At 68.7% G+C, this 25304-nt stretch carries 26 protein-coding genes and 1 pseudogene; 16 read left to right on the top strand and 11 right to left on the bottom strand.

Going from position 1 to position 25304, the window contains the following annotated elements; translation table 11 throughout:
• Positions 1 to 134 precede the first annotated feature (134 nt).
• The gene (locus DMH03_RS31450; RefSeq protein WP_125795623.1) at positions 135 to 1499 is read left to right on the top strand and encodes a DUF4041 domain-containing protein; all 1365 of its coding nucleotides are present in this window, start codon (positions 135 to 137) and stop codon (positions 1497 to 1499) included.
• On the top strand, positions 1496 to 2098 hold the full coding sequence (locus DMH03_RS31445; protein WP_255431263.1) for a DUF2510 domain-containing protein: 603 nt from the start codon (positions 1496 to 1498) through the stop codon (positions 2096 to 2098). The genes DMH03_RS31450 and DMH03_RS31445 overlap by 4 nt, the downstream gene beginning before the upstream one ends.
• Before the next feature lie 10 nt (positions 2099 to 2108).
• Here DMH03_RS31445 and DMH03_RS31440 read toward each other — a convergent pair whose 3' ends face one another.
• A complete protein-coding gene (locus DMH03_RS31440) occupies positions 2109 to 2834 on the bottom strand; it encodes an SDR family oxidoreductase (protein ID WP_125795622.1) in 726 nt (241 codons plus the stop codon).
• Positions 2835 to 2926: 92 nt separating this feature from the next.
• Here DMH03_RS31440 and DMH03_RS31435 point away from each other — a divergent pair, with 92 nt between their 5' ends.
• Complete coding sequence (locus DMH03_RS31435; protein ID WP_125795621.1) at positions 2927 to 3610, top strand: TetR/AcrR family transcriptional regulator; 684 nt, start codon at positions 2927 to 2929, stop codon at positions 3608 to 3610.
• 25 nt (positions 3611 to 3635) lie between these two features.
• Here the strand turns inward: DMH03_RS31435 and DMH03_RS31430 are convergent, their stop codons facing one another.
• Together DMH03_RS31430 and DMH03_RS31425 are read right to left on the bottom strand one after the other, a co-directional pair.
• Positions 3636 to 4493 (bottom strand): fructosamine kinase family protein, encoded by an 858-nt coding sequence (locus DMH03_RS31430; protein ID WP_125795620.1) that lies wholly within the window; start codon positions 4491 to 4493, stop codon positions 3636 to 3638.
• A 74-nt stretch (positions 4494 to 4567) separates the two neighbouring features.
• On the bottom strand, positions 4568 to 5404 hold the full coding sequence (locus tag DMH03_RS31425; RefSeq protein ID WP_125795619.1) for an AraC family transcriptional regulator: 837 nt from the start codon (positions 5402 to 5404) through the stop codon (positions 4568 to 4570).
• A gap of 57 nt (positions 5405 to 5461) precedes the next feature.
• Here DMH03_RS31425 and DMH03_RS31420 point away from each other — a divergent pair, with 57 nt between their 5' ends.
• Positions 5462 to 6346, top strand: a complete 885-nt coding sequence (locus tag DMH03_RS31420; protein ID WP_125795618.1) for an alpha/beta fold hydrolase — start codon at positions 5462 to 5464, stop codon at positions 6344 to 6346.
• Here the strand turns inward: DMH03_RS31420 and DMH03_RS31415 are convergent.
• Positions 6322 to 6699, bottom strand: coding sequence for a hypothetical protein (locus tag DMH03_RS31415; protein WP_125783015.1), 378 nt, complete (start codon positions 6697 to 6699; stop codon positions 6322 to 6324). The two genes, DMH03_RS31420 and DMH03_RS31415, sit on opposite strands and share 25 nt — an antisense overlap.
• A gap of 162 nt (positions 6700 to 6861) precedes the next feature.
• On the opposite strand from DMH03_RS31415, the gene DMH03_RS31410 reads away from it, so the two are divergent.
• The gene (locus DMH03_RS31410) at positions 6862 to 7617 is read left to right on the top strand and encodes a thioesterase II family protein (RefSeq protein ID WP_125795617.1); all 756 of its coding nucleotides are present in this window, start codon (positions 6862 to 6864) and stop codon (positions 7615 to 7617) included.
• Positions 7618 to 7637: 20 nt separating this feature from the next.
• On the opposite strand, the gene xylA is transcribed toward DMH03_RS31410, so the two are convergent.
• On the bottom strand, positions 7638 to 8807 hold the full coding sequence (gene xylA / locus DMH03_RS31405) for a xylose isomerase (protein ID WP_125795616.1): 1170 nt from the start codon (positions 8805 to 8807) through the stop codon (positions 7638 to 7640).
• 95 nt (positions 8808 to 8902) lie between these two features.
• Between xylA and DMH03_RS31400 the strand changes: the two genes are divergently transcribed.
• Positions 8903 to 10078 (top strand): ROK family transcriptional regulator, encoded by a 1176-nt coding sequence (locus DMH03_RS31400; protein WP_125795615.1) that lies wholly within the window; start codon positions 8903 to 8905, stop codon positions 10076 to 10078.
• On the opposite strand, the gene DMH03_RS31395 is transcribed toward DMH03_RS31400, so the two are convergent.
• Both DMH03_RS31395 and DMH03_RS31390 read right to left on the bottom strand, forming a co-directional pair.
• On the bottom strand, positions 10035 to 10496 hold the full coding sequence (locus tag DMH03_RS31395) for a hypothetical protein (RefSeq protein WP_125795614.1): 462 nt from the start codon (positions 10494 to 10496) through the stop codon (positions 10035 to 10037). The two genes, DMH03_RS31400 and DMH03_RS31395, sit on opposite strands and share 44 nt — an antisense overlap.
• A gap of 217 nt (positions 10497 to 10713) precedes the next feature.
• Complete coding sequence (locus tag DMH03_RS31390) at positions 10714 to 11196, bottom strand: Lrp/AsnC family transcriptional regulator (protein ID WP_125795613.1); 483 nt, start codon at positions 11194 to 11196, stop codon at positions 10714 to 10716.
• A gap of 135 nt (positions 11197 to 11331) precedes the next feature.
• On the opposite strand from DMH03_RS31390, the gene pdhA reads away from it, so the two are divergent.
• The 6 genes and pseudogenes from pdhA (at position 11332) to DMH03_RS31360 (ending at position 17094) form a co-directional block, all read left to right on the top strand.
• Positions 11332 to 12420: a pyruvate dehydrogenase (acetyl-transferring) E1 component subunit alpha gene (gene pdhA, locus DMH03_RS31385; RefSeq protein ID WP_125795612.1), complete on the top strand. Its 1089-nt coding sequence runs from the start codon at positions 11332 to 11334 to the stop codon at positions 12418 to 12420.
• Positions 12420 to 13418, top strand: a complete 999-nt coding sequence (locus DMH03_RS31380) for an alpha-ketoacid dehydrogenase subunit beta (protein ID WP_125783001.1) — start codon at positions 12420 to 12422, stop codon at positions 13416 to 13418. The genes pdhA and DMH03_RS31380 overlap by 1 nt, the downstream gene beginning before the upstream one ends.
• Positions 13411 to 14595: a dihydrolipoamide acetyltransferase family protein gene (locus DMH03_RS31375; protein WP_125795611.1), complete on the top strand. Its 1185-nt coding sequence runs from the start codon at positions 13411 to 13413 to the stop codon at positions 14593 to 14595. Before DMH03_RS31380 ends, DMH03_RS31375 begins: the two co-directional genes overlap by 8 nt.
• A gap of 80 nt (positions 14596 to 14675) precedes the next feature.
• Positions 14676 to 16061 (top strand): annotated as a pseudogene (locus tag DMH03_RS31370) (MFS transporter); the annotation flags it as partial.
• Positions 15970 to 16248 (top strand): VOC family protein, encoded by a 279-nt coding sequence (locus DMH03_RS31365; protein WP_370305939.1) that lies wholly within the window; start codon positions 15970 to 15972, stop codon positions 16246 to 16248. The pseudogene DMH03_RS31370 and the gene DMH03_RS31365, both read left to right, overlap by 92 nt.
• 72 nt (positions 16249 to 16320) lie before the next feature.
• Entirely contained in the window at positions 16321 to 17094 is a 774-nt protein-coding gene (locus DMH03_RS31360; RefSeq protein ID WP_125795610.1) for a PE-PPE domain-containing protein, read from the top strand.
• A gap of 96 nt (positions 17095 to 17190) precedes the next feature.
• Here DMH03_RS31360 and fusA read toward each other — a convergent pair whose 3' ends face one another.
• Complete coding sequence (gene fusA, locus DMH03_RS31355; RefSeq protein WP_125795609.1) at positions 17191 to 19230, bottom strand: elongation factor G; 2040 nt, start codon at positions 19228 to 19230, stop codon at positions 17191 to 17193.
• A gap of 970 nt (positions 19231 to 20200) precedes the next feature.
• Entirely contained in the window at positions 20201 to 21337 is a 1137-nt protein-coding gene (locus tag DMH03_RS31350) for a serine hydrolase (protein ID WP_125795608.1), read from the bottom strand.
• Between the two features lie 222 nt (positions 21338 to 21559).
• Between DMH03_RS31350 and DMH03_RS31345 the strand changes: the two genes are divergently transcribed.
• Positions 21560 to 22054, top strand: a complete 495-nt coding sequence (locus DMH03_RS31345; RefSeq protein WP_125795607.1) for a hypothetical protein — start codon at positions 21560 to 21562, stop codon at positions 22052 to 22054.
• Here the strand turns inward: DMH03_RS31345 and DMH03_RS31340 are convergent.
• Positions 22051 to 22413: a hypothetical protein gene (locus DMH03_RS31340; RefSeq protein ID WP_125782983.1), complete on the bottom strand. Its 363-nt coding sequence runs from the start codon at positions 22411 to 22413 to the stop codon at positions 22051 to 22053. The two genes, DMH03_RS31345 and DMH03_RS31340, sit on opposite strands and share 4 nt — an antisense overlap.
• Before the next feature lie 71 nt (positions 22414 to 22484).
• On the opposite strand from DMH03_RS31340, the gene DMH03_RS31335 reads away from it, so the two are divergent.
• The 3 genes from DMH03_RS31335 to DMH03_RS31325 are packed head-to-tail and all read left to right on the top strand — an operon-like array spanning position 22485 to position 24303.
• Positions 22485 to 22880 (top strand): GntR family transcriptional regulator, encoded by a 396-nt coding sequence (locus DMH03_RS31335; RefSeq protein WP_125795606.1) that lies wholly within the window; start codon positions 22485 to 22487, stop codon positions 22878 to 22880.
• Positions 22877 to 23902 (top strand): DUF1648 domain-containing protein, encoded by a 1026-nt coding sequence (locus tag DMH03_RS31330; RefSeq protein WP_125795605.1) that lies wholly within the window; start codon positions 22877 to 22879, stop codon positions 23900 to 23902. The genes DMH03_RS31335 and DMH03_RS31330 overlap by 4 nt, the downstream gene beginning before the upstream one ends.
• Before the next feature lie 23 nt (positions 23903 to 23925).
• On the top strand, positions 23926 to 24303 hold the full coding sequence (locus tag DMH03_RS31325; protein ID WP_233611739.1) for a DUF5997 family protein: 378 nt from the start codon (positions 23926 to 23928) through the stop codon (positions 24301 to 24303).
• Here the strand turns inward: DMH03_RS31325 and DMH03_RS31320 are convergent.
• On the bottom strand, positions 24300 to 25043 hold the full coding sequence (locus DMH03_RS31320) for a LysR family transcriptional regulator substrate-binding protein (protein ID WP_125795604.1): 744 nt from the start codon (positions 25041 to 25043) through the stop codon (positions 24300 to 24302). The genes DMH03_RS31325 and DMH03_RS31320 overlap by 4 nt on opposite strands.
• Between the last annotated feature and the right edge of the window lie 261 nt (positions 25044 to 25304).

Raw genomic sequence — 25304 nt, 5'->3', positions numbered from 1 at the left:
GTCCGGTTCAGTGAACCGGCGGCTTTCGCGCCGAACCACGTAACGCTGCGTGCCCTCGCCAAGATTCGGAAGTAGCACTGGAACCGGCGATCTTGACCGGCGGTTCGCCCAGTGCCACACGAGGAGGAAACAGCGTGGCGTTGTTCGGCAGCAATCAGAGCGCGGAGGTCGCCGCTCTTCACCAGCAGCTCGCGGCGGCCAACGCGACGATCGCGGAGTTGAGGGGTTGGGTCGGGCATCTTCGCGGAGCCGAGACCGCCGTACTGGAGGGTGACCTCCGCCGGTTGAAAGCTGCGGTCGAGCAAGCCAAGGCGGAGCACGCCGCGCAGTCCGCCACCCGGCACCAAGTGATGGCCGAGCTGCATTCTTCGCGCGCTCAGCTGGTCGAGACTCGTGAACTGGCGCTGCTGCAGCAGGTGGGTATCTACGAGTACGCGCATCCGCTCGAGGACGCGCTGGCCTACAAGGACGCGCTCACCGAACTGCGGGCACAGATCAAAACCGCCGCGAAGACCGACGCCGTGACCTGCCAGGTCGACTGGGCGGTCAACGGATCGGTCAAGGAGGGGCAGAAACTGGGCCGCGACATGGCCAAGTTGATGCTCCGCGCGTACAACGCCGAAGCCGACAACGCGGTCCGAGTGGTCAAGCCGCATACAGTGGAGTCCGTCAAGAACCGGCTGACGACCACGCGGGACACGATCGGCAAGCTCGGCATCCTGATGCGCATCGCCATCTCCAGCGACTACCACCGGCTCAGGCTCAAGGAGATCGATCTGACCGCCGACCACCTGATGAAGGTCGAGGTCGAACGCGAGGCGGCGCGGGAAGAACGTGCCAGGCTCCGCGAAGAGGCCAAGGTCATGAAGGAGGTCGAGCGGGAGCGAGCGCGTCTCGCAAAGGAGCGGACTCACTACGCCACCGTGCTCGCCCGGCTTGAGGCGAAGGGGGACACCGAAGGCTGGGCTCGTGCGAAGGAGCAGCTGGCCGCCGTCGACGACGCCATCGCCGGCGTCGAGCAGCGGGCCGCCAACGTCCGCGCGGGCTACGTCTACGTCATCTCGAACGTGGGGGCGTTCGGGCCCGACGTGGTGAAGATCGGCATGACGCGCCGGCTCGAACCGATGGACCGGGTCCGTGAGCTCGGCGACGCTTCCGTCCCGTTCCGGTTCGACGTCCACGGGCTCTTCTTCTCCGAAGACGCCGTCGCCCTCGAAACCGCCCTGCATCAGCGGCTGGCCACCGACCGCGTCAACATGGTGAATCCACGCCGGGAGTTCTTCTACGCCACGCCGGCGCGGGTGAAGGAGCTTCTCACCGGGCTCGGCGACGACCACATCCTCGAATACAAGGACACCGCGGACGCCGTCGAATGGCGGGCATCCCGCCGCGAAGCCGACCCTTCGCACGCCGAACGCTCGCTCGCTCTGTCGGCCGTCTCGTCGAACACCGACGCAGGTGACGACGGCGATCTGTCCTCGGACGGCGACCTCACATGAGTCATCCCCCTCTGCCGCCCGCTCCCCCGCAAGCACCTCCTCGTCCTCCGTCATGGTTTCCCGACCCCTTGGACGACTCGCTGCTGCGGTACTGGGACGGATATCGCTGGACCTTCCACACCGCCGTGCGCCACGCTCCAGCACCTTCAGTGGCGGAACCGCCGCGGCAGGCCGTTCAGCCCTCTCCCGTCCCGGCGATGCGCCCCGACATCGTGGCCGCGTTGCAGAATGTTCGCGGAGTCCTGGTGGGCTCGATGAAGGAGGTCAATCTCCTCCCCGGTTACCTCCGGCCCGAAGAACAGGTACTCGCGCTCACCGCGGCGCAAGGCGAAGGCCAGGGTGTGCTCGCCTGCACGAACCGCCGATTGCTCTTCCTGTTCGTCGGAGTCGTGCGTCGTCAGTTCCTCGAAGTCGACTGGAACCAGACCAAGCACATCTTCTACTCCCGGGCCACGAAGACGTTCTCGGTCTACACCACCAAGTACACGAAGCGGGCCGTTCCGGCGTTAACCGTGCGGGTCAACAACCTCAACGACGCCAACTCCATCGCCTACGCGGCTCAGTCTGCTGCCGCCGCGCCTCGCCTGGACGTAGTCTGAACCACGAAGCTCACACGATGCCGCCGTTGGCACGGAGCACCTGGCCGTTGACCCAGCGGGCCGGGCCGGCGAGGAACGAGACGACCTCGGCGATGTCGGAAGGGGTGCCGAGGCGTTCGAGTGGGGGCTGCGCCGCCATCCTCGCGATGGTCTCCTCGTCCTTGCCGTCGAGGAACAGTGCCGTGGCGGTCGGGCCGGGGGCGACCGCGTTCACGGTGATGTCGCGGCCGCGCAGTTCACGGGCGAGGACGAGGGTGATCGCCTCGACCGCGCCCTTCGTGGCGGCGTAGGCGGCGTACCCCGGGAGGGCGAGACCGAGCACCGACGTGGAGAAGTTGATGATCGCGCCGCCGTCGCGAACGCGGCGGGCTGCCTGCTGGTCGACCACGAAGGTGCCGCGGATGTTGGTGCGGTGCAAGCTGTCCAGGCGGTCGAGATCCAGTTCCGCCACCGGCGCGAGGTACATGGTGCCCGCGGCGTGGACCACGACGTCGACACCGCCGAAGGCCTTCTCTGCGGTGTCGAACACGGCCGCGACGGCCTTCTCGTCGGCGACGTCGGCCTGTGCCGCGATCGCCTGGCCTCCACGGTCGGTGATCGCCTCAACCGCGGCCTGCGCTTCGTCCTTGTTGCCGCCGTATACGACGACGACCGCGAATCCGTCGGACGCCAGCCGCTCGGCGCTCTGCCTGCCGATGCCCCGCGACCCGCCGGTGACGATCGCTACCCGTGTCATGACGTGCTCCCATCAAGTGTTTCCGTTGCTAACCAGATCACCGTATCATCGATACCGAACCACTGCTACTCGATGAGTGTTATCGTCGATACATGACGTTGACGACGAAAGACCGGTTGGTCCGCGCGGCGGCGGAACTCCTGCAGGAAGGCGGGCGGGACGCGTTGTCGACGCGTGCGGTCAGCGCCGCCGCCGGAGTTCAGGCGCCGACGCTCTACCGGACCTTCGGCGACAAGGACGGCCTTCTCGACGCGGTCGCGACGTATGGCTTCAAGAGCTACCTGGAGGGGAAACACGCCCTCGGCGAAACCGACGACCCGGTCCGCGACCTCCGGCGAGGCTGGGACCTGCACGTCGAGTTCGGCCTGCACCAGCCCGCTTTCTACCTGCTCATGTACGGCGAGCCCCGTGTCCGCGAAGCACGCCATGAGGCGGACGCGATGCTCCGCCGCATCGTCGAACGCATCGCCGAGGCGGGCAGGCTGCGCGTCCCGGTCGAACAAGCCGCGCAACTGGTGCACGCGACCGGGATGGGCGTGATCCTCTCCTTCCTCGCGAGCCCTCCGGGACACCGCGATCCGGACCTGATCATCGCCGCGCGCGAACACGTGATCGCGGCGATCACCACCGACAGCGCGAAAGAGGATTCAGCCATCCCGAGCCGTGCGATCGCGCTCAAAGCCGCGCTGGAGAAGGAAAATGGAGACGTCCTGACCCCGGCCGAACACGCGATGCTCGCCGAATGGCTCGACCGGCTCGCGCGATCGAACAAATGAGGTGAGACGTGCCGACCGGCTGTCACTACCGGCCGACAGCCTTCGCCGCCGCGACCGCCTGCCCGGCATAAGACCGTCCGAAAAGGACGGTGTGGACGAGGAGCGGGAACAGCTGGTGCGCGCCGATCCGGTCGGTCCAGCCGTCGGCGAGCGGGGCGATTTCCTGGTAGGCGGCCAGCACCCGGTCGAGCAGTGGGCAGCCGAACAACTGCAGCATGGCCAGATCGGTCTCGCGATGGCCGCCGTGCGCGGCCGGGTCGATGAGCGAGGCCTCGACGGGTCCCCACAGCACGTTGCCGTTCCACAGATCGCCGTGCAGGCGGGCCGGGGGTTCGGCCGGACCGGCGACCTCCGGGAGCCGGGCGCAGGCTTGCTCGATGACAGCGGTTTCGTCAGCGTTCAAAGTGCCTTCGTCGACCGCACGGCGGACATAGGGCAGGACCCGGTGCTCGGCGTACCACCGCGGCCAGTCCTCCCCCGGCGTGTTCACCATCGGGGCCAAGCCGATCCACGCGTCGACCGGCCCGTCCGGCGGCGCGGCACCGAACGCGGGCGCTCCGGCCGCGTGCAACGCCGCGAGCCCCCTTCCCAGGCGCTCCGCCGCGTGATGTGTCGGCCGTCCACCGCCGACCAGTTCCGTGACCAGCCATTCGCCGTCGTGACCGCGGACCTCGGGCACGCGCACGGCGCCGGGCGCACCCAGCCAACGCAGCCCCGCCGCCTCCGCGGCCGTCGCGGTCCGGGCATGACCCCGTTTGACGACCACCGTGTCGCCGCTGTCCAGCACCACTTCGGTCACTCCACTGGAGAGACTCCTCTGCTCGGCGACGGCTCGTCCGGTGATCCGCGTGGCAGCCTCGGCGGGCGTCGAAACCAGGGTCATGCCCGCAACCTACCTCCGCCGATCGGGTGAACGCTCGTTGTATGGATTGCCGTTTCGGGGAAATCCACGTGCTTTCATTCTTTTCGAGGGAAGAGCGGTCCTGACGACACGAACAGCCCTGGTTTCCCGGCCTCCGTCGGGCTGCATCCGGTCAGTGCCCGGAACTCGCGGATGAGATGCGCCTGATCACTGTAGCCGCCCGAATACGCGACCTCCGCCCAGGAAAGAGATGACTCCCGGTTCATCAGCGCCAGCACGCGATTGAGCCGGGCGATCCGCCCGACGGTGCGGGGATTCAGCCCGATCTGTTCGCGGAACCGGGCGTTGAGATGCTGTCTGCTCCAGCCGATCTCGCCGGCGAGGGCGTCGACGCGGACCGGCCCGGCGGACAGCCGGTCCCACGCGTACCGGACCGGGGCCGCCAGTCCGGGACCGTGGGCGAGCCTCGCCGCCAGGTACTCGTCCAGCAGCCGGAAGCGTTCCGGCCAGTCCGGGGCCTCGGCCAGCTGTTCGGTCAACAGCTCGGCCGGCAGCAGGTCGGACGCCGCGATCGCCGCGTTCGTCAACTCTCGCAACGGGATCCCGAACAACGCGTACGAACCGAGCGGGGTCAGCGTGACGAGGATCCCGCGCGAAGAGCCGGACTGCTCCAGACGCAGCGGCCGGTCCCGCAGCCCCAGTACGGGCGAATCCGGGATCCCCGGGCCGCGATCCGGGGCTTCGAAGTCGATCATCCAGGTGAGCACGGACAGCGGGGTGACCTGCCAGGAGTTCGCGCCCGCGTCGGGAAGGTCGTGCGCGACGTAGCTCGACACGTGAGCGCCGAGGCTGGGATGCGGCCACCGGAGGATCCGCTCGCCGGGCGCGCGAAGGAGGTCCTGCCGCGGTATCACGAGACCCCATCCGCCCATTCCGCCAGCTTACTTTCGTTCAAGACCGGGAACGCGGCTCTGCCTAACGTCCGGAGCATGACGAAAATCGGAGGTTTCAGAAATCCGGCGGCCGAGCAGCGCTATTTCGCCGCCTACGACCGTGCCATGGCCGAGTGCCCGGAGCCGGCCCGCGTCTTCGACGTCGAGACACGACATGGCAGCACGCGGGTCTACCGCTACGGCGGTGAGGGCTCGCCGATCGCCCTCCTGCCAGGGTTAATGGCGACTTCCGCCTGTTTCGCGGAGCTGCTTCCCGCTTTGGCGGACCGGCACGCGGTCTACGCGATCGACACTCTCGGCGAGGCGGGCCGAAGCGTGCACAAGGCGCCGTTCAAGGACATCCGTGACCGCGCGAGCGCTCTCGACGACGTTTTCGAGAGCCTGGAGCTGTCCTCGGTGCATCTCGTCGGCGGTTCGACCGGCGGCTGGCACGCGGCCAACCAGGCGATCCACGCACCCGGCAGGCTCGCGTCCATCGCGTTGCTGGACGCGACCACCGTGTCGGCACCGTTCGCCCGGAAAGTGTTCCGCTACGGCTTGCCTGCGGCATTACTCGACAGCGACCGCCTGTGGCGGCGTTTCGTGACGTGGTCCGCCGGAGAGGACATCCTCGACCAGCCCGCCGCCCAACTGGTACTGGCGGGAATCAGATGCTACCGCGCGCGGGTGCCGTTCCAAGTCCTCCCCAGTGCGGAGGCGCTGCGGTCCATCGAAATTCCCACCCTCGCCCTGTTCGGCGGCCGCAGCGCCGTACACGATTCGGCCGCTGCCGCCGCGAGACTCGAAAGCCTGCTCCCCCATGCCGACGTCGAAATCCTGCCGGACGCCGGGCACTACCTCTATCTCCGCCCCGAAGACCGCGACCGGATCATCGAGCGCGTCCTCGACTGGGCCGGTCAGGCGGCCCGTGCGCCGGAGTGACGGCGAGCGGCCGCCAGGCTGGCCCGGCACGCGGCGATCAGCTTGGCCGAGGCGGCGCTTTCGCCGTGGCCGCAGCGAGGACAGGACATCGTGACGTCGCCGGACAGTTCGTCGACGGAAACGGTCAACGCGGTCGCGCACGAACGACACCAGCGGTGCCGGGTGATCGGGTTGACGTGCAGCGGCGAAGCGACGCACTGGTGGATCCAGCGGCCGTGCACGTGACAGGTCAGGCGGTCGTCCGGGGCCAGGCGGCCGACGTCCTCCGCGTCGTCCTCCATCGCCAGCAGAACCGGCAGGGTGCGGCCCACCGGGTTCAGCCGCGTGGTCGAGGCCAGTGTCGTGGTGTTCATCGCTTTCTCCTTCCGGCTCTTAACAAGACGTCGAACGGGGAGCGCCAGATACGACACAGCCGGGCGGCCTTCTCGAAGAAAGCTCCCCCTGGTGGGTGAATTGATCTTGGTCGAAGCCGAACCGTTACCCCATTCGGGTTAACGGCGCGTATCTTTCGGATCATGAAGGCCGCATTCATTCCACTGTCCACATCAGACAGTCGCGGTCCCGGCCACCTGCTGTTTCCGCCCGCCGGCGGCACGCTTCAGACCTTCGGTCCGCTTGCCGGGGCGGCGGACGCGGACGTCTGGGGCGTCGAGTATCCCGGCCACGGGGATCGGCTCGCGGACACGCCTGCGTCCTCCCTCGACGAACTCGCCACTCTCGTGGCAGGCGCGACACCGAAGGCCTGGTTTTCCCGCTCTGTGATCATCGGTTTCGGAATGGGCGCCTTCGTCGCCTTGGAAACGGCTCAACGGCTGGGCGTCTCCCCGGGCGCGCTGATCGTCGTGGACGCGTGTGCGCCGCAGCGGCGCTCGCCGGAGAAGACCGCCAAGGCGGGCGCGTCCGCCATCGGCCGGGTGTTCGGCCGCACCGGGCTCACCCCTGTCGCGGGCTATCGCGATTCGCCCGAAAGCTGGGAGTACGCCCTGGATCTGCTGCTGGGCGACCTCCAATTGCTGAACACCTACCGCGGGCCGGCCAGGACACGGCTGTCGTGCCCGATCGCGGCGATACGCGGGACCGACGATCCCGCGTCCGCCTCGGGTGACGACGCGACGGGCGGCTGGCGGGTATGGACTTCCGGTCCGTTCGTCGGCCGCGTCGTCCCGGGCGGGTATCTCGGTGTTCTCGAGACCGGCCGGGAGGCCGAGTTCTGGGCCCGGATCCGCAGACTGCGAGCCGCCTTCCTCGGCGTCGAACCGGAAGTCGCTTAGCCAGGTGACGTCGACCGGTTCTAGCGCGCCCCGGTGAGATGTTCGAGGGCCAGCTGGGAGAGTCGGATAAAACCGTAACCGCGCTCGGCCGCCTTGTCCGGGTCGAAATCCTCGAACGCCGATCGGTCCGCCAGCAGATCCGCCGCCGTCTCGCCCTCGTTGAGGGTCGGCGTCGCCAGCTCCGGGACAAGCGCGGCGTCGAGCGCGGCCTGCACCTCGGGATCGGCACGGAACGCTCGGGCACGTTCGGCGAACAGCAGGTAGCTGGCCATGTTGGCCTCGGCGCTGGCCCAGACGCCGTCCATGTTCTCCGTGCGCAGCGGCTTGTAGTCGAAGTGGCGCGGCCCGTCGTAGCCGCCGTGCTCCAGCAGGTCGACCAGGAAGAACGACGACAACACGTCGCCGTGGCCGAACACGAGGTCCTGGTCGAACCGCGGGCCACGCTGGCCGTTGAGGTCGATGTGGAACAGCTTGCCCTGCCACAGGGCCTGCCCGATGCCGTGGACGATGTTGAGCCCGGCCATCTGCTCGTGCCCGACCTCGGGGTTCACGCCGACGATCTCGTGGTTGTCGAGCGTGGAGATGAACGCGAGCGCGTGCCCGATGGTCGGCAGCAGGATGTCGCCGCGAGGTTCGTTCGGCTTCGGTTCGAGCGCGAGCCGGAGGCCGTAACCCTGGTCGATGACGTACTGGGCGAGGAAGTCGATGCCCTCGCGGTAGCGGTCCAACGCCGCGTGGACGTCCTTCGACGCGTCGGTCTCGCTGCCTTCACGACCACCCCAGAGCACGAACGTCGACGCGCCCAATTCGGCGGCGAGGTCGAGGTTCCGCAGCACCTTGCGCAGGGCGTAGCGACGGACGTCGCGATCGTTGCTGGTCAGGCCGCCGTCCTTGAAGACCGGGTGGCTGAACAGGTTCGTGGTCACCATCGGGACGACGAGACCGGTCTCGTCGAGCGCGCCCTGGAAGCGCTTCAGATGCCGCGCGCGCTCCGCGTCGGCAGAGCCGAACGGGATGAGGTCGTCGTCGTGGAAGGTGATTCCCCAGGCGCCGAGGTCCGAAAGACGGTGCACGGCTTCGACCGGGTCGAGCGGGGCCCGGCTCGCCGGGCCGAACATGTCGTTCGCCTGCCAGCCCACGGTCCACAACCCGAAGCTGAACTTGTCCTCACGCGTCGGTGCCTGAGCCATTTCGCCTCCACCAATTAGTTTGATGCCTGAACTTATCGACGGTGATCCGGCGGGTCAAGGCTTTCGTTCAGGCATCGAACGAATACACTCGCGCGATGATCGGCACGCGTCCGGCAGGACAGCACACCGTGCGGCAGCACAACGCTGCCCTCGTCCTCGGCGCGATCGCGGACGGCCCCGGCACCTCACGGGCAGGCCTCGCCGCCGCCACCGGGCTCACGAAGGCCACCGTGTCGATCGTGGTCGACCGCTTGATCGCGGCGGATCTCGTGGCCGAAGGCGAGCCGGAGCGCCGGGCGGGCCCCGGCAGGCGCGGCACCGTCGTGTCACTCTCCCCCACCGGCCCGCACGGGCTCGGCATCGAGATCGGCGTCGACTACCTGGCGTCCTGCCTCGTCGACCTGAACGGCACCGTCCGGGCGGAGGAGGTCCGATACGCGGACAACCGGACCCCTCGCGTTTTCCAGCGCGTGTCGGCGTTCCTGCGCAAGGCACGGAAGCAGGCGGACGCGCTGGGGGTGCCCATCGGCGGCGTCGGTATCGCGGTTCCCGGCCTGGTCGAATCCGGCCTCGTGCGGCTGGCCCCCAACCTGGGATGGCGCGACGTCGACCTCGCGGACCGGCTCGGGGAGACGTTCACCGTCGCCAACGAAGCCAACTTCGCGGCGCTCGCCGAACTCTGGCACGGCTCGGCGCTGCCGGATTTCGTCCACGTGTCCGGCGAGATCGGGATCGGTGCGGGAATCGTGCTGGACCGCGCCCTGTTCGAAGGCGTGCGCGGCGCGGGCGGCGAGATCGGCCATCTGCCCGTGGCACCCGACGGCCCGCCGTGTTCCTGCGGCGCGAACGGCTGCCTGGAACGGATGGCAGGCCAGGAGGAAATCCTGCGGCTCGCGGGTGCGGAGACGGTCGACGATCTGGTCTCCGCGCTGGAATCCGGCGACAGTGCGGCCCTTTCCGCGGTCACCACCGCCGCCGGCCACCTCGGCATCGGACTGTCCACTGTGGTCAACCTGATGGACGTCCCGGCGGTGGTGCTAGGCGGGACCTACGCGCGGCTCGAACCGTGGCTGCGTGAGCCACTCCTCGCCGAACTGGAGCGCCGCGTGCCCAGCACGGCCTGGTCGCCGGTGCGCGTCATCCGATCGACACTCGGAACGGGAGCCGCCGTACGCGGCGCCGCCGGCTCGGTGATCCGAGGCGTTCTCGCGGATCCGGAGCACTATCTCACGACTCACTGGCCATCCGATCAGGATGCTCGGGGCCGCTGACCCCGGGTAGCAACGGCTCGATCGCCTGCGCCCGCCGCTCGATATCGGGCCGCTGGGCGCGCCGCGCGTAGTCGATGAGGGCTTCGCGGTCGTCTCGCGGAAGCCAGCCCTGCTCGCTCCCGGTCTCCAGCCTCACGAGGTACCGCACCAGCTCCACGGACTCGGCACCGAAGTCCCGCATGCGGCGCGTCAGCAGTTCCGCCGCGCCGAGGTAGCCGTTGTTCCAAGCGTGGACCGCCAGCAAGTGCGCCGTCGCCGCGAGGATGTCGCCGAGGTGGAACCCGCCCTCCGCGGCGAGATGTCCGGCGAGCCGGAAACTGCGTCTGCCCTCGCCGACCGGGCCCTCCTCGCGAATCGCCTCGAGCAGAGCCCCGATCTGCCGCGTCAGATAATCCTGACCCGCGTCCTCCACCGTCACCGCATTCCTCCACCCAGTCGCCGCGATCGCACGAAGGTGTCAATGGGGAGCACACCAGATACATCGAATGCCGAACCGTTATCACCCGAATGGCCTGTCCGGCGGTGCGCCTCGATCAACAGGGTGCAACGGCTCCGGTCTCGCCCGCGGGGCACCACCCTCCGCCGTCGAACCCGCCTGTATTCGGCGGGCGGGCGGAGAGCGTTACAGCAGCCGATCACCACTCGCGAGGGGCGACGCCCGACTGCTCCTCGAAGATCAGCCAGGTCCGCGTGGACCGCACGCCGTCCAGTGCTTGCAGCCGTTCCAGGACGACGTCCCGCAGCGACGCGTTGTCCGGCGTCCGAACCAGCAGCAGGATGTCGAAGTCGCCGCCGACGAGCGAAACATGTTCGACGAACGGGATCTGCCGCACTTCGGCCGACATCGTGCGCCACGAGGTCTGCTCGACGGTGATCAGGATGTACGCGCTCGTTCCGAGTCCGGCGCGCCGCGGGTCGATCCGGGCGCCGAAGCCGGTGATGACGCCTTCGGACATCAGGCGGTCCAGCCTCGCGTAGGCGTTGGTGCGCGAGATGTGCAGTCGTTCCGCGAGCGCGCGGACGGCGAGTCTGCCATCGGCGGACAGCTCGGCCAGGATCGCGCGATCGATGTCGTCGAGGGCAAGGACCGTACGTCCTGGATCCTGGCCGTGAGCCACGCCACTACCGGACGGTTGGCTCGGCTGAACCGATTCTGAGGACAGTTTGTCGCTCATTTCGCCTGGGCCTTGAACACTGGGACTCCGGAATCCACCATCTCAGCATCATATGTCTGTGAAAGGTGGTGCTGCGCCATGTCGAGGGAGACCCCCGCCGCCGCGTTGCTGCCGTCCGGAGTCCCGGTGCGGTTCCTCGCCGAGGATGGCACCCGCGTCGACGAGCACGGTCACTACTCCGAGCCGCCGTCCGAGCGGCTCGTCGAGGCCTATCGGCTGATGGTGCTCGGTCGCCGGTTCGACGCGCAGGCGACCGCGCTGACCAAACAGGGCCGCCTCGCGGTCTACCCGTCGAGTGCCGGCCAGGAGGCCTGCCAGGTCGCGAGCGCGCTGGCCCTCACCGACGCGGATTGGCTCTTCCCCACCTACCGCGACTCCGTCGCGCTCGTCGCCCGCGGGCTCGAACCGGGCGAGATCCTGACGCTCCTTCGCGGCGATGCGCATTGTGGCTACGACCCCGCCAAGACCCGTGTCGCTCCGCAGTGCACCCCGCTGGCCACCCAGACCCTCCACGCGGCCGGGCTCGCCCACGCGATGCAGCGCCGAGGGGAGGACAGCGTCGCGTTCGCGCTCATCGGGGACGGCGCCACCAGCGAAGGCGACTTCCACGAGGCGCTCAACTTCGCTGCCGTGTTCAAGGCGCCCGTGGTGTTCTTCGTGCAGAACAACGGGTTCGCGATTTCGGTGCCGTTCGAGAAGCAGAGCGCCGCCCCCGCGCTGGCCTACAAGGGTGTCGGCTACGGCGTGCGTTCCGAGCAGGTCGACGGCAACGACGCCGTCGCGGTCCTCTCGGTGCTGCCCGACGCCGTCGCGCACGCGCGGTCCGGTCTCGGGCCGGTCCTGGTCGAGGCACACACCTACCGGATCGACGCGCACACCAACGCCGACGACGCGACCCGCTATCGCGACCAGGCCGAGGTCGAGAAGTGGCGTGCGGCCGACCCGGTCCGCCGTCTCGAAACCTATCTGACCAACGAGAACCTGTTGTCCGACAACGACATCAACCGATTCCGTGCCGAAGCGGAGACGTTCGCCGCCGGGGTGCGCGACACCCTCAACGCCGACGTCGAGCCGGATCCGATGTCGCTGTTCGAGCACGTGTACGCCGTTCCGACCCGCCAACTGGCCGCCCAGCGCGCGCTGGTCGCGGCCGAATTGGAGGCCTGATGACCGAGATCTCGATGGCACAAGCCCTCAACGCCGCCTTGCGTGACGCGATCAAGGACGACGACCGCGTGCTGATCTTCGGCGAGGACGTCGGCCCGCTCGGCGGGGTGTTCAGGGTGACCGACGGCATCACCGCCGACTTCGGCGAGGAACGCTGTTTCGACACGCCGCTGGCCGAATCCGGCATCGTCGGCTTCGCGGTCGGGATGGCGATGGGCGGGTTCCGTCCGGTGGTCGAAATGCAGTTCGACGCCTTCGCGTACCCCGCGTTCGAGCAGATCACCTCGCATGTCGCGAAACTGCGCAACCGGACCCGCGGCGCGCTGTCGCTGCCGATGGTCATCCGGATCCCTTACGCGGGCGGGATCGGCGGCGTCGAGCACCACTGCGACTCGAGCGAGGCCTATTACACGCACACGCCGGGCCTGCGCGTCGTCACGCCGGGCACTCCCCAGGACGCCTACGACCTCCTGCGCGATTCGATCGACTCACCGGACCCGGTGATCTTCCTCGAGCCCAAATGCCGCTACTGGTCGAAGGAGCCCGTGTCCTTCACCCGTGACGGCGCGGCCATGGACCGCGCGGTCGTCCGCCGCGAGGGCAAGGACGTCACGCTGATCGCGTACGGCCCGATGGTCGCCACCGCACTGGAGACCGCGGAGGCGGCGACCGCCGAGGGCTGGGACGTCGAGGTGGTCGACCTCCGGTCGCTGAGCCCGTTCGACGACGAGACCGTCACCGCTTCGGTGCGCCGCACCGGGCGCGCGGTCGTCGTCCACGAGGCGGCCGGCTTCGGCGGCTACGGCGCCGAGGTGGTCGCCCGGGTCACCGAGCAGTGTTTCCATCAACTGCACGCTCCCGTCCTGCGCGTAACCGGACTCGACATCCCTTATCCGCCACCGAAGCTGGAGCGCCATCAGCTTCCGGACGTCGACCGGATCCTGGACACCGTCGCCCGGTTGCAGTGGCACGACGAACCGGTGGTGGCCGGTGCCTGACTTCCTGCTCCCGGACCTCGGCGAGGGGCTGACCGAGGCGTCGATCGTGAACTGGCTCGTCGCGGAAGGCGACACCGTCGGCGTCGACCAGCCCGTCGTCGAAGTGGAGACCGCGAAGGCCGCGGTCGAGGTGCCGGTGCCGTTCGCCGGTGTCGTCACCCGCCTCCACGGCGAACCCGGCCAGTCGCTGCCGGTCGGCGCTCCCCTGCTCACCATCGGCTCCGGCTTCACCGAACCCGGCGTGACGACGGCGAGCGAAGGCAGCGGCAACGTCCTCATCGGCTACGGCACGACCACCACGACGAGGCGCCGCCGGGCGCGCACCGTCGTCACCACTCCCGCGAAGCCCTCAAAGACGCCGGGCGTGATCTCGCCGTTCGTCCGCAAGATGGCCGCCGACAACAAGATCGACCTGACGAAACTGACCGGCAGCGGCCCCGGCGGCATCATCCGGCGCGCCGACGTCGAAGCGGCGCTCACCGTCCCCGAATCGAAGGACGGCGAGAAGCGGATTCCGCTGACCGGGGTCCGCAAGGCGGTCGCCGACAAGCTGACGACCTCGCGACGCCAGATCCCCGAGGCGACGGTCTGGGTCGACGTCGACGCGACCGAACTCGTCGCCGCGCGGAAGTCGCTCAACGCTTCGGCACCGGACCGCCCGGTGAGCCTCCTCGGTCTCGTCGCCCGGTTCGCCGTCGCGGGCCTGCGGAAGTATCCCGAGTTGAACTCGCGGGTCGAAGGCGACGAGATCGTCCAGCTGCGGGACATCAACCTCGGTTTCGCCGCGCAGACCGACCGCGGGCTCGTCGTCCCGGTGGTCCGCGACGCGGGTTCACTGTCCACAAGGGAGCTTTCGGCGGCGATTCGCGAACGGACCACACAGGCCCGGGAAGGCAAACCCGGCCCGGCGGGCGGCACGTTCACAGTGAACAACTACGGCGTGTTCGGCGTCGACGGCTCCGCCGCGATCATCAACCATCCGGAGGCGGCGATCCTCGGCATCGGCCGGATCATCGACCGTGCCTGGGTCGTCGACGGCGCGCTGGTGGCGAGGAAGATCTGCGAACTGACCCTGGCGTTCGACCACCGGGTGTGCGACGGCGGGACCGCCGGCGGATTCCTCCGGTTCGTCGCCGACTGCGTCGAATCGCCGGTCACCGCGCTCGGGGAGCTCTGAGCGGGTCGCACAACCGCCGGTTGTGACCCGCCAACGACCCGTTGTTCGACTTCGGGACCCCGGCTTGCTTTGATCTCGCGGTGGGTGGGAGATCGCTGGGGCGACGGTTCGGCTGGCTTTGGGCGGCGTACGCGGCGAGCGCTTTCGGCACCAGGTTCGCGTTCGACGCGTTCAGCCTGATCGCCATCGTGGCGCTGGGCGCCGGCACCACCGAGGTCTCGCTCCTCGCGGCGGCCGGGCTCGTCGCCGGCGCCGTGGTCGCGCTGCCGCTTGGCCCTTGGGTCGAGTTCCGCCGGAAACGGCCGGTGATGATCGCGATGGACCTCGTCCGCTGCGCGGCGTTGCTGACCGTCCCGGTGGCGTACGCGTTCGGGCTGCTCGGCTTCGGGCAGCTTCTCGCCGTGTCGGTCGTCGTCGCCGCGGCGGACATCACCTTCCTGGCGGCCAGTGGGGCTTTCCTGAAAACCCTGCTGCCGCCGGAAGATCTGCTGGTCGCGAACGCCCGGTTCGAATCGACGACCTGGACGGCGACCGTGCTCGGCCCGCCGCTCGGCGGGTTCGCCGTCGGCCTGTTCGGACCGGTGATCACGATCGCCGCCGACGCGGTCAGCTATCTGCTCTCAGCACTCGGTATCCGTGCGGTCGGCGGTTCGGAACCGCCACCAGCGCGCCCGGAGGGTCCTCGGCTGACCGGCCGCGACCTGTGGGAAGGATGGCGGTTCATCCTCACCCATCCGTTGCTGCGACCTTTGTTCGTCAACACGATCGTGGTCAACGGCCTGATCATGGCGACCGCGCCGCTGATGGCCGTCCTGATGCTCGGGCAGCTCGGTTTCGCGCCTTGGGAGTACGCGGTGGCCTTCGCCGTGCCCTGCCTCGGCGGGCTGATCGGTTCGAGACTCTCCCGGACCATGGTCACCCGGTATGGCCGGGACAGGGTTCTCTTCGTCGCCGGTTGGCTGCGGATCTGCTGGCCCGTCGGGCTCGTCTTCATCCAGCCCGGTGTTCCGGGGTTGATCCTGGTCATCGTCGTCGAACTCTGCCTGATCACCTGTATCGGCGTGTTCAATCCCGTGCTCGCCACCAGCAGGCTCGAAATGGTGCCCCTCGACCGCGCGGCGCGCACGCTTTCCGCCTGGTCGATCGCCGGAAAACTCACCACCGCGGCCCTGACCGCGCTGTGGGGGCTGCTCGCCGCGTTCACCGGTCCGCGTGCCGCGGTCGGCATCGCCGGGGCGCTCATGCTCGCGACGCCGCTCCTGCTCCCCCGAAACCGTCGGAGGGCTGTGCCACTATCGGCGCATGCCGATCAAGAGAGTGGTGGCCGACCTCGAGACCAAGTCACTTGAGCAGGCGAAAGCCTTCTACGAGCGGGTGCTCGGCTTCGAAGTGGTGATGGATCACGGCTGGATCGTGACCCTGGCCGATCCGGATCGTCCGGAGGTGCAGCTGAGTCTCATGACCCACGACGAAACGGCGCCCGTCGTCCCTGCCGTCTCGATCCAGGTGGACGACGTCGACGCGGCGTACGAGGAGGCGAAGGCGTCCGGCGCCGAGATCGTGCACGAACTGACCGACGAACCGTGGGGCGTCCGGCGGTTCTTCGTGCGTGACCCCGGCGGTCACGTGGTCAACGTGCTGTCGCATCGCTGAAGGCCGTTTCATCAGAATTTCATGACGCATCCCTAGCGTTCGAACACGCACCGTAATCGAACGGAAGGGACGATGAATGTGAAGAAACTCAGGGGGGTCCTGGCGGCGGCCGCGCTGGCCGCCGGGCTGATCGGCGTCACCGCGCCGGTTGCTCAGGCCGACCAGGCGCGGTACTACATCCTCATCGGCGGCACCTGCGATGGAGCCGCGACCGTCTACAACGACGCCTGGTTGCGAGGCGGGATCCGGAAGGTGGTCCACTACCCGGCAGGGGCCGCCGGAGCACCGAACTGCGACCAGACGCCGATGGACCAGAGCGTCGCGCGAGGGCACGAAGAAGCCCGCCGTGTCGTCCAGAGCTCCTTCGACGAGAACCCCGGCGCGGAATTCACCGTCGTCGGCTACTCGCAGGGCGCGCTGGTCGCGAACCTGGTGCTGAACGACATCGCCGACGGGAAACTGGCCGTGGACAAGTCGCGGTTCAGGGCGAAGATCTTCGCCGACCCGATGCAGCCCGTCGGTCCGCCGGGACGCGGGATCAGCGCGGTGCTCCCGCCGGGCACCGGGGCCCCGTCGCCGTTCGGCGGCTACGTGTCGTTCGGGCCCGGCCGCACCGACTTCGGCGGTATCCCGTTCATCCGCTACTGCATCGAGACCGACGGCGTCTGCCACTTCGACACCGTCGAAGCGCCGGGCGGGTATTTCGCCCAGCACCTGTGTTACCAGTGGGCCCGGCCGGCCGATCACCGGTCGATCATGGAGGACACGATCGCGGACGGCGTGTACATCAACGGTTCGCACGCGTTGCCGCGGCAGAACTGCCGTCCGCCGTGGCCGGTGGCGTGACCGGCTGAAAACGGCTGCCGCCCGGCGCCCGATCGCCGGGTGACAGCGGTCCGGGCGATGGCCCGCCCACAGTGCCGTGGGCGGGCCATCGTCGATCTACCGGACCGGCTGCCCCTCCGGTGCCGGGGCGTGGCCGGTCGGCCGGGCGGTGAACGTGCCCCGGCCCTGGGTCCGGCTGCGCAGCCGCGTCGCGTAGCCGAACAGTTCGGCCAGCGGCACGGTCGCGGTGACCACGGTCGTTCCCGCGCGCACCGCCGACCCCAGCACCCGGCCTCGCCGCGCGGCGAGGTCGCCGAGCACCACACCAACGGCGCTTTCGGGCACGGTGACCGTCACTTCGGCGACCGGCTCCAGCAACGTCATCGCACCGGCGCGCAACGCTTCCCTGAGCGCGAACCGTCCGGCCGTCCGGAACGCCATCTCCGACGAGTCCTTCGAGTGGGTGGCCCCGTCGGTCAGCGTGACCCGGACACCCGTCACCGGATGCCCGCCGAGCGGGCCTTCCGCCAGCGCGTCACGGCAACCCGCTTCGACGGCGCGGACGTATTCCCGCGGCACCCGGCCACCGACCACAGTGGACTCGAACTCGAATTCCCCTTCCGCCAACGGTTCCGTGTCGATGACGACGTGGGCGAACTGCCCGGCGCCACCGTCCTGTTTGACGTGCCGGTAGACGAAACCGGACACGCCGCGCGCGACGGTCTCGCGGTAGGCGACGCGAGGCCGCCCGACGCCGACGTCGAGCCCGTGGTCGCGCCGGATTTTCTCCACCGCCACCTCCAAATGCAGTTCGCCCATTCCCGAGAGCAGCGTCTGGCCGGTCTCGCGATCGGTCCGGATGACCAGCGACGGGTCCTCCTCGACCAGTCGCGCCAGCGCCGACATCAGCCGTTCCGTGTCCGTTCCCGTGCGTGCCTCGACGGCGACCGACACGACCGGATCGGCCACGACGGGCGGCTCGAGCAGGAGCGGTGCCGACGTCGTGCACAATGTCGCGCCGGCACGCGCCGTCTTCAGCCCGACCACCGCGACGATGTCGCCCGCGACGGCACTGTCCACCCTGGTGTGCCGGTCCGCCTGGACCCGCAGGATGCGGCCGACACGCTCGATCCGGCCGCTGCCCACGTCCATCACCGCCTCCGAAGTCCGGATCGTGCCCGAATACACCCGCAGGTACGTCAACCGCCCGGTGGCGGTCGACGTCACCTTGAACACCAGTGCCGCGAACGGCGCCGACGGATCGGCGGGCCGTTCGTGGGCTGTGCCTTCGTACTCACCCCGGACCGGCGGGACATCCGACGGCGAGGGCAGATACGCCACGACGGCTTCCAGCAACGGCTCGACACCGCGGTTGCGGTACGCCGAGCCGCACAGCACCACGACGCCGTCCCCGGTGCGGGTCAGCTCGCGCAGCGCCGAGACCAGCGTCTCCGTCGAAACCGCGGACGACTCGCAGAACTCGTCCAACGCGGCCGGATGGAGTTCCGCCACGGCCTCTTCGAGCAGCCGTCGACGCCGGTTCGCTTCGTCCACAAGGGACTCCGGAACCGGTCCCTCCTCGGCCGTCTCGCCGCCGTCGGCCCAAATGAGCGACCGCATCCGCAGCAGGTCGACGACGCCCGCGAAACCGTCTTCCGCCCCGATCGGCAGCTGGACCACCAGCGGACGCGGATGCAGCCGCTCCCGGATGGATTCCACGGCCGCGTCCAGGTCGGCGCCCGCGCGGTCGAGTTTGTTGACGAACGCGATCCGCGGTACGCCGTGCCGGTCCGCTTGGCGCCACACCGATTCGCTCTGTGGTTCGACCCCCGCGACGCCGTCGAACACCGCGATGGCGCCGTCGAGGACCCGGAGCGACCGTTCGACCTCGTCGGAGAAGTCGACGTGACCGGGGGTGTCGATCAGGTTGACGAGATGGCCGTCCCACGAGCAGCTGACGGCGGCGGCGAAAATGGTGATGCCACGGTCTCGCTCCTGGGAATCGAAGTCGGTCACGGTCGTGCCGTCATGGACCTCACCGCGTTTGTAGGTGGTGCCGGTGACGTACAGGATCCGTTCGGTCAGGGTGGTCTTGCCCGCGTCGACATGGGCGAGGATGCCCAGATTGCGGACGGCGGACAGGGGGACGGTGCGCATGGCGCGGGCCTTTCGAAATGATCTCCGGAGCTCGGACTGCGCGATTCGGGCGAACGCGGGCTGGCGCCCTCGCCGTCGCGGGGCGACGGGAAGAGCGCGCGAAAAAGTCAGGCGTTCGTCAACGGGCCGGTGCTAGCCGCGCGGCAGGCACCGGGTGCGCGGAGACACGAGGATCACCTCGTAGCGGGCCGAGGGGACGACGACGGCGTGATGATGACGCACGGTCCTGTCCTTCCTCGCCGGGATGATTCGCGGCGAGTGTAGCCACCGGAGACGCGGGCAGGGAACCGGTTTTCCGCCGATCCTTTCGAGGGACACCACAGGAGAAAGGAACCGGGCATGGGGGCGGACGAGCTGCTGAGCTTGGCGAAGACTGGTGACGGCGAGGCGTTCCGAGACCTCGTCGCGCCGTATCGCAGTGAGCTGCAGGAGACGTTACCGGCCGAGTGGCGCGGATCGACACGTACGAGGAACGCGCGTCCATGGTCGTGAGTGACGATTCGGGTTATTGAGGGGAAAGGCAAAGGTGGCGTGGCGTGGGGCCGGTGTCGCTTCTGCGTAGGCGTTCTCCTGGTAGCGAGGGCCTCCTTTCCTACTCTGACAGTAGGGAAGGAGGCTTTCGCTACCGTCGGATGTGGTCCCTGGTGACAGTGGGGCGGTTGTGACCTCGGCGGCCGGTCGTGAAGGACATGAAGGCCCCCTTCCTTGCGCTAGGCGCAAGGAAGGGGGCCTTCATGTCCTTCGGCAAGGCGTAACTCGCGTGCTTGGGGACGTGACTCGCGTGTCTGGATGCCGCACTCGCGAGTTCCGTCTCTAAACACGCGAGTTACGCCTGTAAACACGCGAGATCCGGGTCTGAGCACGCGAGTGCGGTGTCGCGTCACCCAGCCTGCCGTCTCGCCCGAGACACGACACGTTTGCCTTACCCCTCAATAGAACCCGAATCGCCACTCACGACCACCTGCACCCGTCACTTGCAGAACGCGGTGTCCACAGTGGCCATGACCGCATTTCCGCCCTTCTCCGCGTCGCCGAAGGTGCCCGGCATCGCGGTCACCGCGAGCCCGACGGTGCGGCCGTCTTCCGTGGCCCCACCGCGGGTTTCGAATCCGTGGATGTCCCCGCCGTGTCCCCAGTACACGCCGCCGCAGCTGAGCGGGTTGCTCATCAGGCCGAGGCCGTATTTCGTTCCAGGGGACAGGGGCGCGTCGACCGTCTTCCGCATTTCGGCCAGCTGCGCGGCGGGCAGCAGCCTGCCTTCGAGCAGCACCCGGAAAAACTTGCCGAGGTCACTGGGCGTCGAGATCAGCTGGCCGGCGGCACCGCCCCAAGACGGGTCCATTTCGGTCGCGTCGATCACCTTGCCGGTGGCGGCGTTGCCGATCGCGTAACCCTGCGGATGCCGTCCCTGAATGGTCTGGTCGCCGACCTGCGGCCAGTAGGTGTGCTTCAAACCCGCCTTCTTGATCACCCGTTCGGTGATCTGCTCGTGGATCGGACGTCCGGTCACCTTCTCGATCACCATGCCCGCCAGCAGGTAGCCGGTGTTGCTGTACTCCCACTTGGTGCCGGGTGCGAACTTCGCCGGATGGCTCAAGGCCGCGGCGAGCAGTTCGTGGTTCGGGAAGTACCGGTGCTGGATCTTCTCGAAGTCCCGCACCCCGAGGTGTTCGGTGTAGTTCGGTAGCCCGCTGGTGTGCTGCAGAAGGTGCCGGATGGTGATCTTGGTGGCGTCGATGCCCTCACCGCGCACGATCCCGGGAAGGTACTGCTCGATCGGCGCGTCCAGTTCCACCTTGCCCTCGGCCACCAGTTGCAGGACCACGACCGCCGTGAACGTCTTGGTGTTGCTGCCCGCCCGGACCATGCCGTCGCGGGGCACCGGGACCTGGCGATCGATGCGCGAGGACCCCGCGACCAGCGACGCCGTACGCCTTCCGTCGGCCACGTAGGCGAGCGCGGCCGGGAATTTCTCCTGGCGCACCAACGAGTCGAGGCCCTTCTGCAGCTCAGACCCCTTGGCCGGGGCCGCGTCCGCCGTCGTGGTCCACGCGGCGCCCATCAGCCCCGCCACCGTCAGGACGACGACACCCTTGCGTACTGTCATTCGCACTCCTTGCTCGAACGGATCGTTGCCTACGACCCTGGTCGAATCGGACGCGAAGATCAGGAGTGCAGGCTGCCGAATCACGGGTAGCGCTGGCGCTACCCATCGTCTCCCGCGAATATTTTTCGGACCAGAATTCGTCCCACCATTGTCGGCGCGTGATGTAGCTGGCTAAGGTCAGTTCGGTAAGTGGACTAGACCACCCGAGGCCGGGAGGCGACGATGCCCCTCGACGAACAGCAGACCTGGGCAATGCTGCGAGAGCTGGACGAACCCGGCCACTGGGAGGTGCCGCACGACTTCGACGGACCGGCCGAACGGGCTCGATTCGAGCGACTGGCCGAACGGCTCGACCACCGTTTCGGCTGCGCCTGCGATGTCGATCGCCACGTCCAGGACGCCAGCCACCTCGGCAGGATCGCGATCCCGGCGAGCGCGACCTCCGCGCGGGACCAGGTGACCGTCACGGTCAGCAATTTCGGCGGCCTCGTCGCGGTGACACTGGGGAATCCGGGCAGTTACGACGAAGACGAGGAACGGGAGTTCTTCCCGGCACCGGTCCGAAGACGGGTCGAAGACGAGCTGGAAGCGCTCGGCTACCTGCCCGTCTCCGAACACCCGTTATGGACCAAGTACACCGGGATCAGCGGATTCGACGCCCTCTATCCCCCGGACCGGCCGCCGTCGTGGTGGGACCGGTTCTTCGACTACCTCTAGGCGTTGCTCGGCGCGAGCGCGTCGGCGAGCTCCGCCGCGTTCGGCACACTGACGAGCACCTCGTCGAACGAGAGCCCGGCAACCCCGCGATCGATCTCGATCCGCAGCCCCGGCACACCCCTGCGGACCGACACCAGCTGACGAATCCCTGTGCCCAGCCCCCAGTAACCCACCTTCAGTACGCCGCTGATCAGCGCCCCGACCCGTCCCCCGCGCGTCCGTCGCAGGGGCGCGTCGACGTGCTCGACGACCTTGATCGCCGCCCGCGGAACGACCACTTCGTCGCGCCATACGGCCAGCCGCTCCCAGCCCGAGAACCTCACCCGTACTCCACCCTCGGTGATGTCCATCGTCGCCATCGTGACCGCCTTCCCTCCATAGCCATCTGATGTAGTTGTTATAGCAAGTGTATAGCAGATATCCTTGCGGGGTGTTGCTGACTCTCGACCTCGACAGCGAGGTTCCGATCTACCAGCAGATCCGCGACCGGATCGTCGAAGCCGTCGCCGGCGGCGTGCTGGCCGAAGGCAGCGCCCTGCCCTCCACCCGGCAGCTCGGCGCCGATCTCGGGATCAACTTCCACACCGTCAACAAGGCCTATGACCTGCTGCGGACTCAGGGCTTCATCCGCATCAACCGCAAGACCGGCGCGGTGGTCCGGCGGGACGCGTCCTCCGGACCGGCGGACGACGGCTACGCGGACGAATGGCAGGAACGCTTGCGCACCTTGCTCGCCGAAGCCGTCGCTCTGGGCCTGGCCCCGCGCGAAGTGACCAGCCGGTGCGGGTCCGTGCTGGACTCGTTCGCCGTTGGCGCCCGGCGATGACCGGACCGCTCTGGCTGAACCTGGCCCTCGTCGCGTTCACCGCGGCCGCCTTCGCCTCGGCACCCGCGCTGGCGCGGCCGACCCTCCCCTTCGGCGTCCGGGTCCCGGCCCGGCGCACCGGAGAGGCCGTCATCCTCCTCGCGCGCCGCCGCTACAACCGGGGAATCGCCGCGGGTGCGGTCGTCGCCTGCGCCGTCGTCCTCATCGACGAGCTCGCACCCGAGGTCGTCCTTGTCGGTCTCGTCGTGGCCTATTCGCTGCTCGGCGGCCTGGCCAGTCGTGCGATCGTCGCCGCGAAACGCGAGGAGGGCTGGTACGCCGGGACACGGCAGGCGGTCACCGCCGACACCTCGCTGCGTTCTGATCCCGTCCGTCCACAGTGGATCCTGCTGGCGCCGGCGCTGGTGCTGGCCGTCGTCACGGCGGTCATCGGCCTGTTCGAGGGCACGACGAACTTCTCGACGGTCCTCACGCAGATCCTGGTCGTGGTGCTGGTCCCGCCCCTGACCATCGCGATCTCACGGGCCCGGCCCGAAATCGACGCCGCACAGCCGTCGGCGTCGGCGGCGCGCTACCGGGAGTACCTGCACGGGGTGCTCAGCCTGCTGCTGATCTCCGCGGGCTGTGTCAACGCGACGATGCTCGTTGTCTCGCTCCAGCTCTGGGGGATCGTCGAGACGACGGTGCCGACGACGATCGTGGGCTACCTGCCGCTCGCCGCCGCCTTCATCGCCTGGGTCGTCTTCTCCGTCCGGGCAGGCGACGCCGGGCACCGGTTGTCACCCACCGGCGACGAACCGGAGACCCGGTACGAACAACGCGACGACGACCGCTACTGGCACGCCGCCGGGATGGTCTACCTGAACCGGAACGACCCCGCGCTGTTGGTGCATCGGCGGGTCGGGACCTACTGGACGCTCAACCTCGGGCATCCGATCGCCTGGATCGTCCTCGCCGTGGTCGCCGTGCTCGGAGTGCTCGCCGGGCTCGGCATCGTCGCGCTGCCCGAGAAGGGCGCCTGATCACAGGGCGTTACCCTGAGGCAATGACGTCGCAGAAAACCCCTCAAACGATGAAGCCCGCGACAGCGGCGAAGAAGCTGGGTGTGTACCTGGAGGCCACCCCGGCGGAGTTCCAGGAGGGTGTCGTCTCCCGCGACGAGCTGAACGCGCTGCAGGCCGACCCGCCCGAGTGGCTGCGGGAGCTTCGCCGCAACGGGCCGCACCCGCGTCCGGTCATCGCGGCGAAGCTGGGCATCTCCATCAGTGGCCTGGCACGCGGCGGGATCACCGAGGCCCTCACCACCGAGCAGATCGATGAGATCAAGAACGCCGCCCCGGATTGGCTGACGCGGGAGCGCGAGACCCACGCCGAGGTCCGCAAGGAAGAGGCGCGGGTCAAGGCCGCCCGCAGCGAGAGCTAGCCCCGGCGGCGGCGCTTCCCGCCCTTGGGAGCCCCGCGCTGCCCAGGCTGCGGCTTCCGGCCGGCGGTCTGGGGGCGCTTGCTCTTCGCCGGCGCCTTCTTCTCGGGTGTCTGCTTTTCCGGGGCCTGCTGCCGCCCCCGAGTGCTGTTGACGGTCCGGCCGCGCACGATCCCGATGAACTGTTCCATCAGGTCGGAGGTCTCTTCGTCCGGCCAGGACAACGCGATCCCGGATTCGGGCGTGCCGGAGATCGGACGATAGGTCAGGTCACGCCGGTGGTGCAGCCGCGCGAGCGACTGCGGGACGACCAGGAGCCCGACACCGGCGGCGACCAGCTCGATCGCGTCCGCCGTGGTGGCGGGGCGCTCCAGCGCGGGTTTCCCCGGCGGCCGCTCCCAGTCCAGCGTGTCGTCGAGCGGGTGCAGCACGACGTCGTCGGCGATGTCGTCGACGGAGACCTCGTCCGCGGCGGCGATCAGGTGGTCCTTGGGGACGACCACGACGGTCGTCTCGGTGTAGAGCGGGATCGCGTGCAGACCCTCGCGATCGATCGGGAGCCTCAGCAGGACGGCGTCCACCTCACGCTCCCGGACCAGCCCGGCGGCCTCGGCCGCGGTCGTCTGGACGAGCTTGAGGGGGACGCCGGGCGACCGCTCGTTCCAGATCCGGACCCACTTCGAGGGCGTCACGCCGGGGACGTACGCGAGCTTGAAGGAGGCGGGTGTTTCCGGGCCGGTCATGGAAGCAAGGTTACCGGGAGTGGTCATCGCGCTCGTGAGTGGCAAGGACGGTCAGAGCCAAGGGTGTCTTAGGTATCTGCGCGGGTTCCGGCTGCGGGTCGGTGCCAGGCTCGGTCCGTGAAGGCCTCCTTGAGGGACCCTGGGTCCCTCAAGGAGGCCTTCACGGACTCGATAACCGCCACCTTCGCCCCACGAGTACCAGCAGTCACAGCGGCTGCGCGTGAAGGCCCCCTTCCCTCGGCTCAGCCGAGGAAACTCGAC

The sequence above is a fragment of the Amycolatopsis sp. WAC 01376 genome (assembly GCF_003947415.1).
Lineage (GTDB): Bacteria > Actinomycetota > Actinomycetes > Mycobacteriales > Pseudonocardiaceae > Amycolatopsis.
The sequence above is the reverse complement of the archived record's forward strand: the minus strand, read 5'-3'. Positions and strand labels throughout refer to the sequence as shown.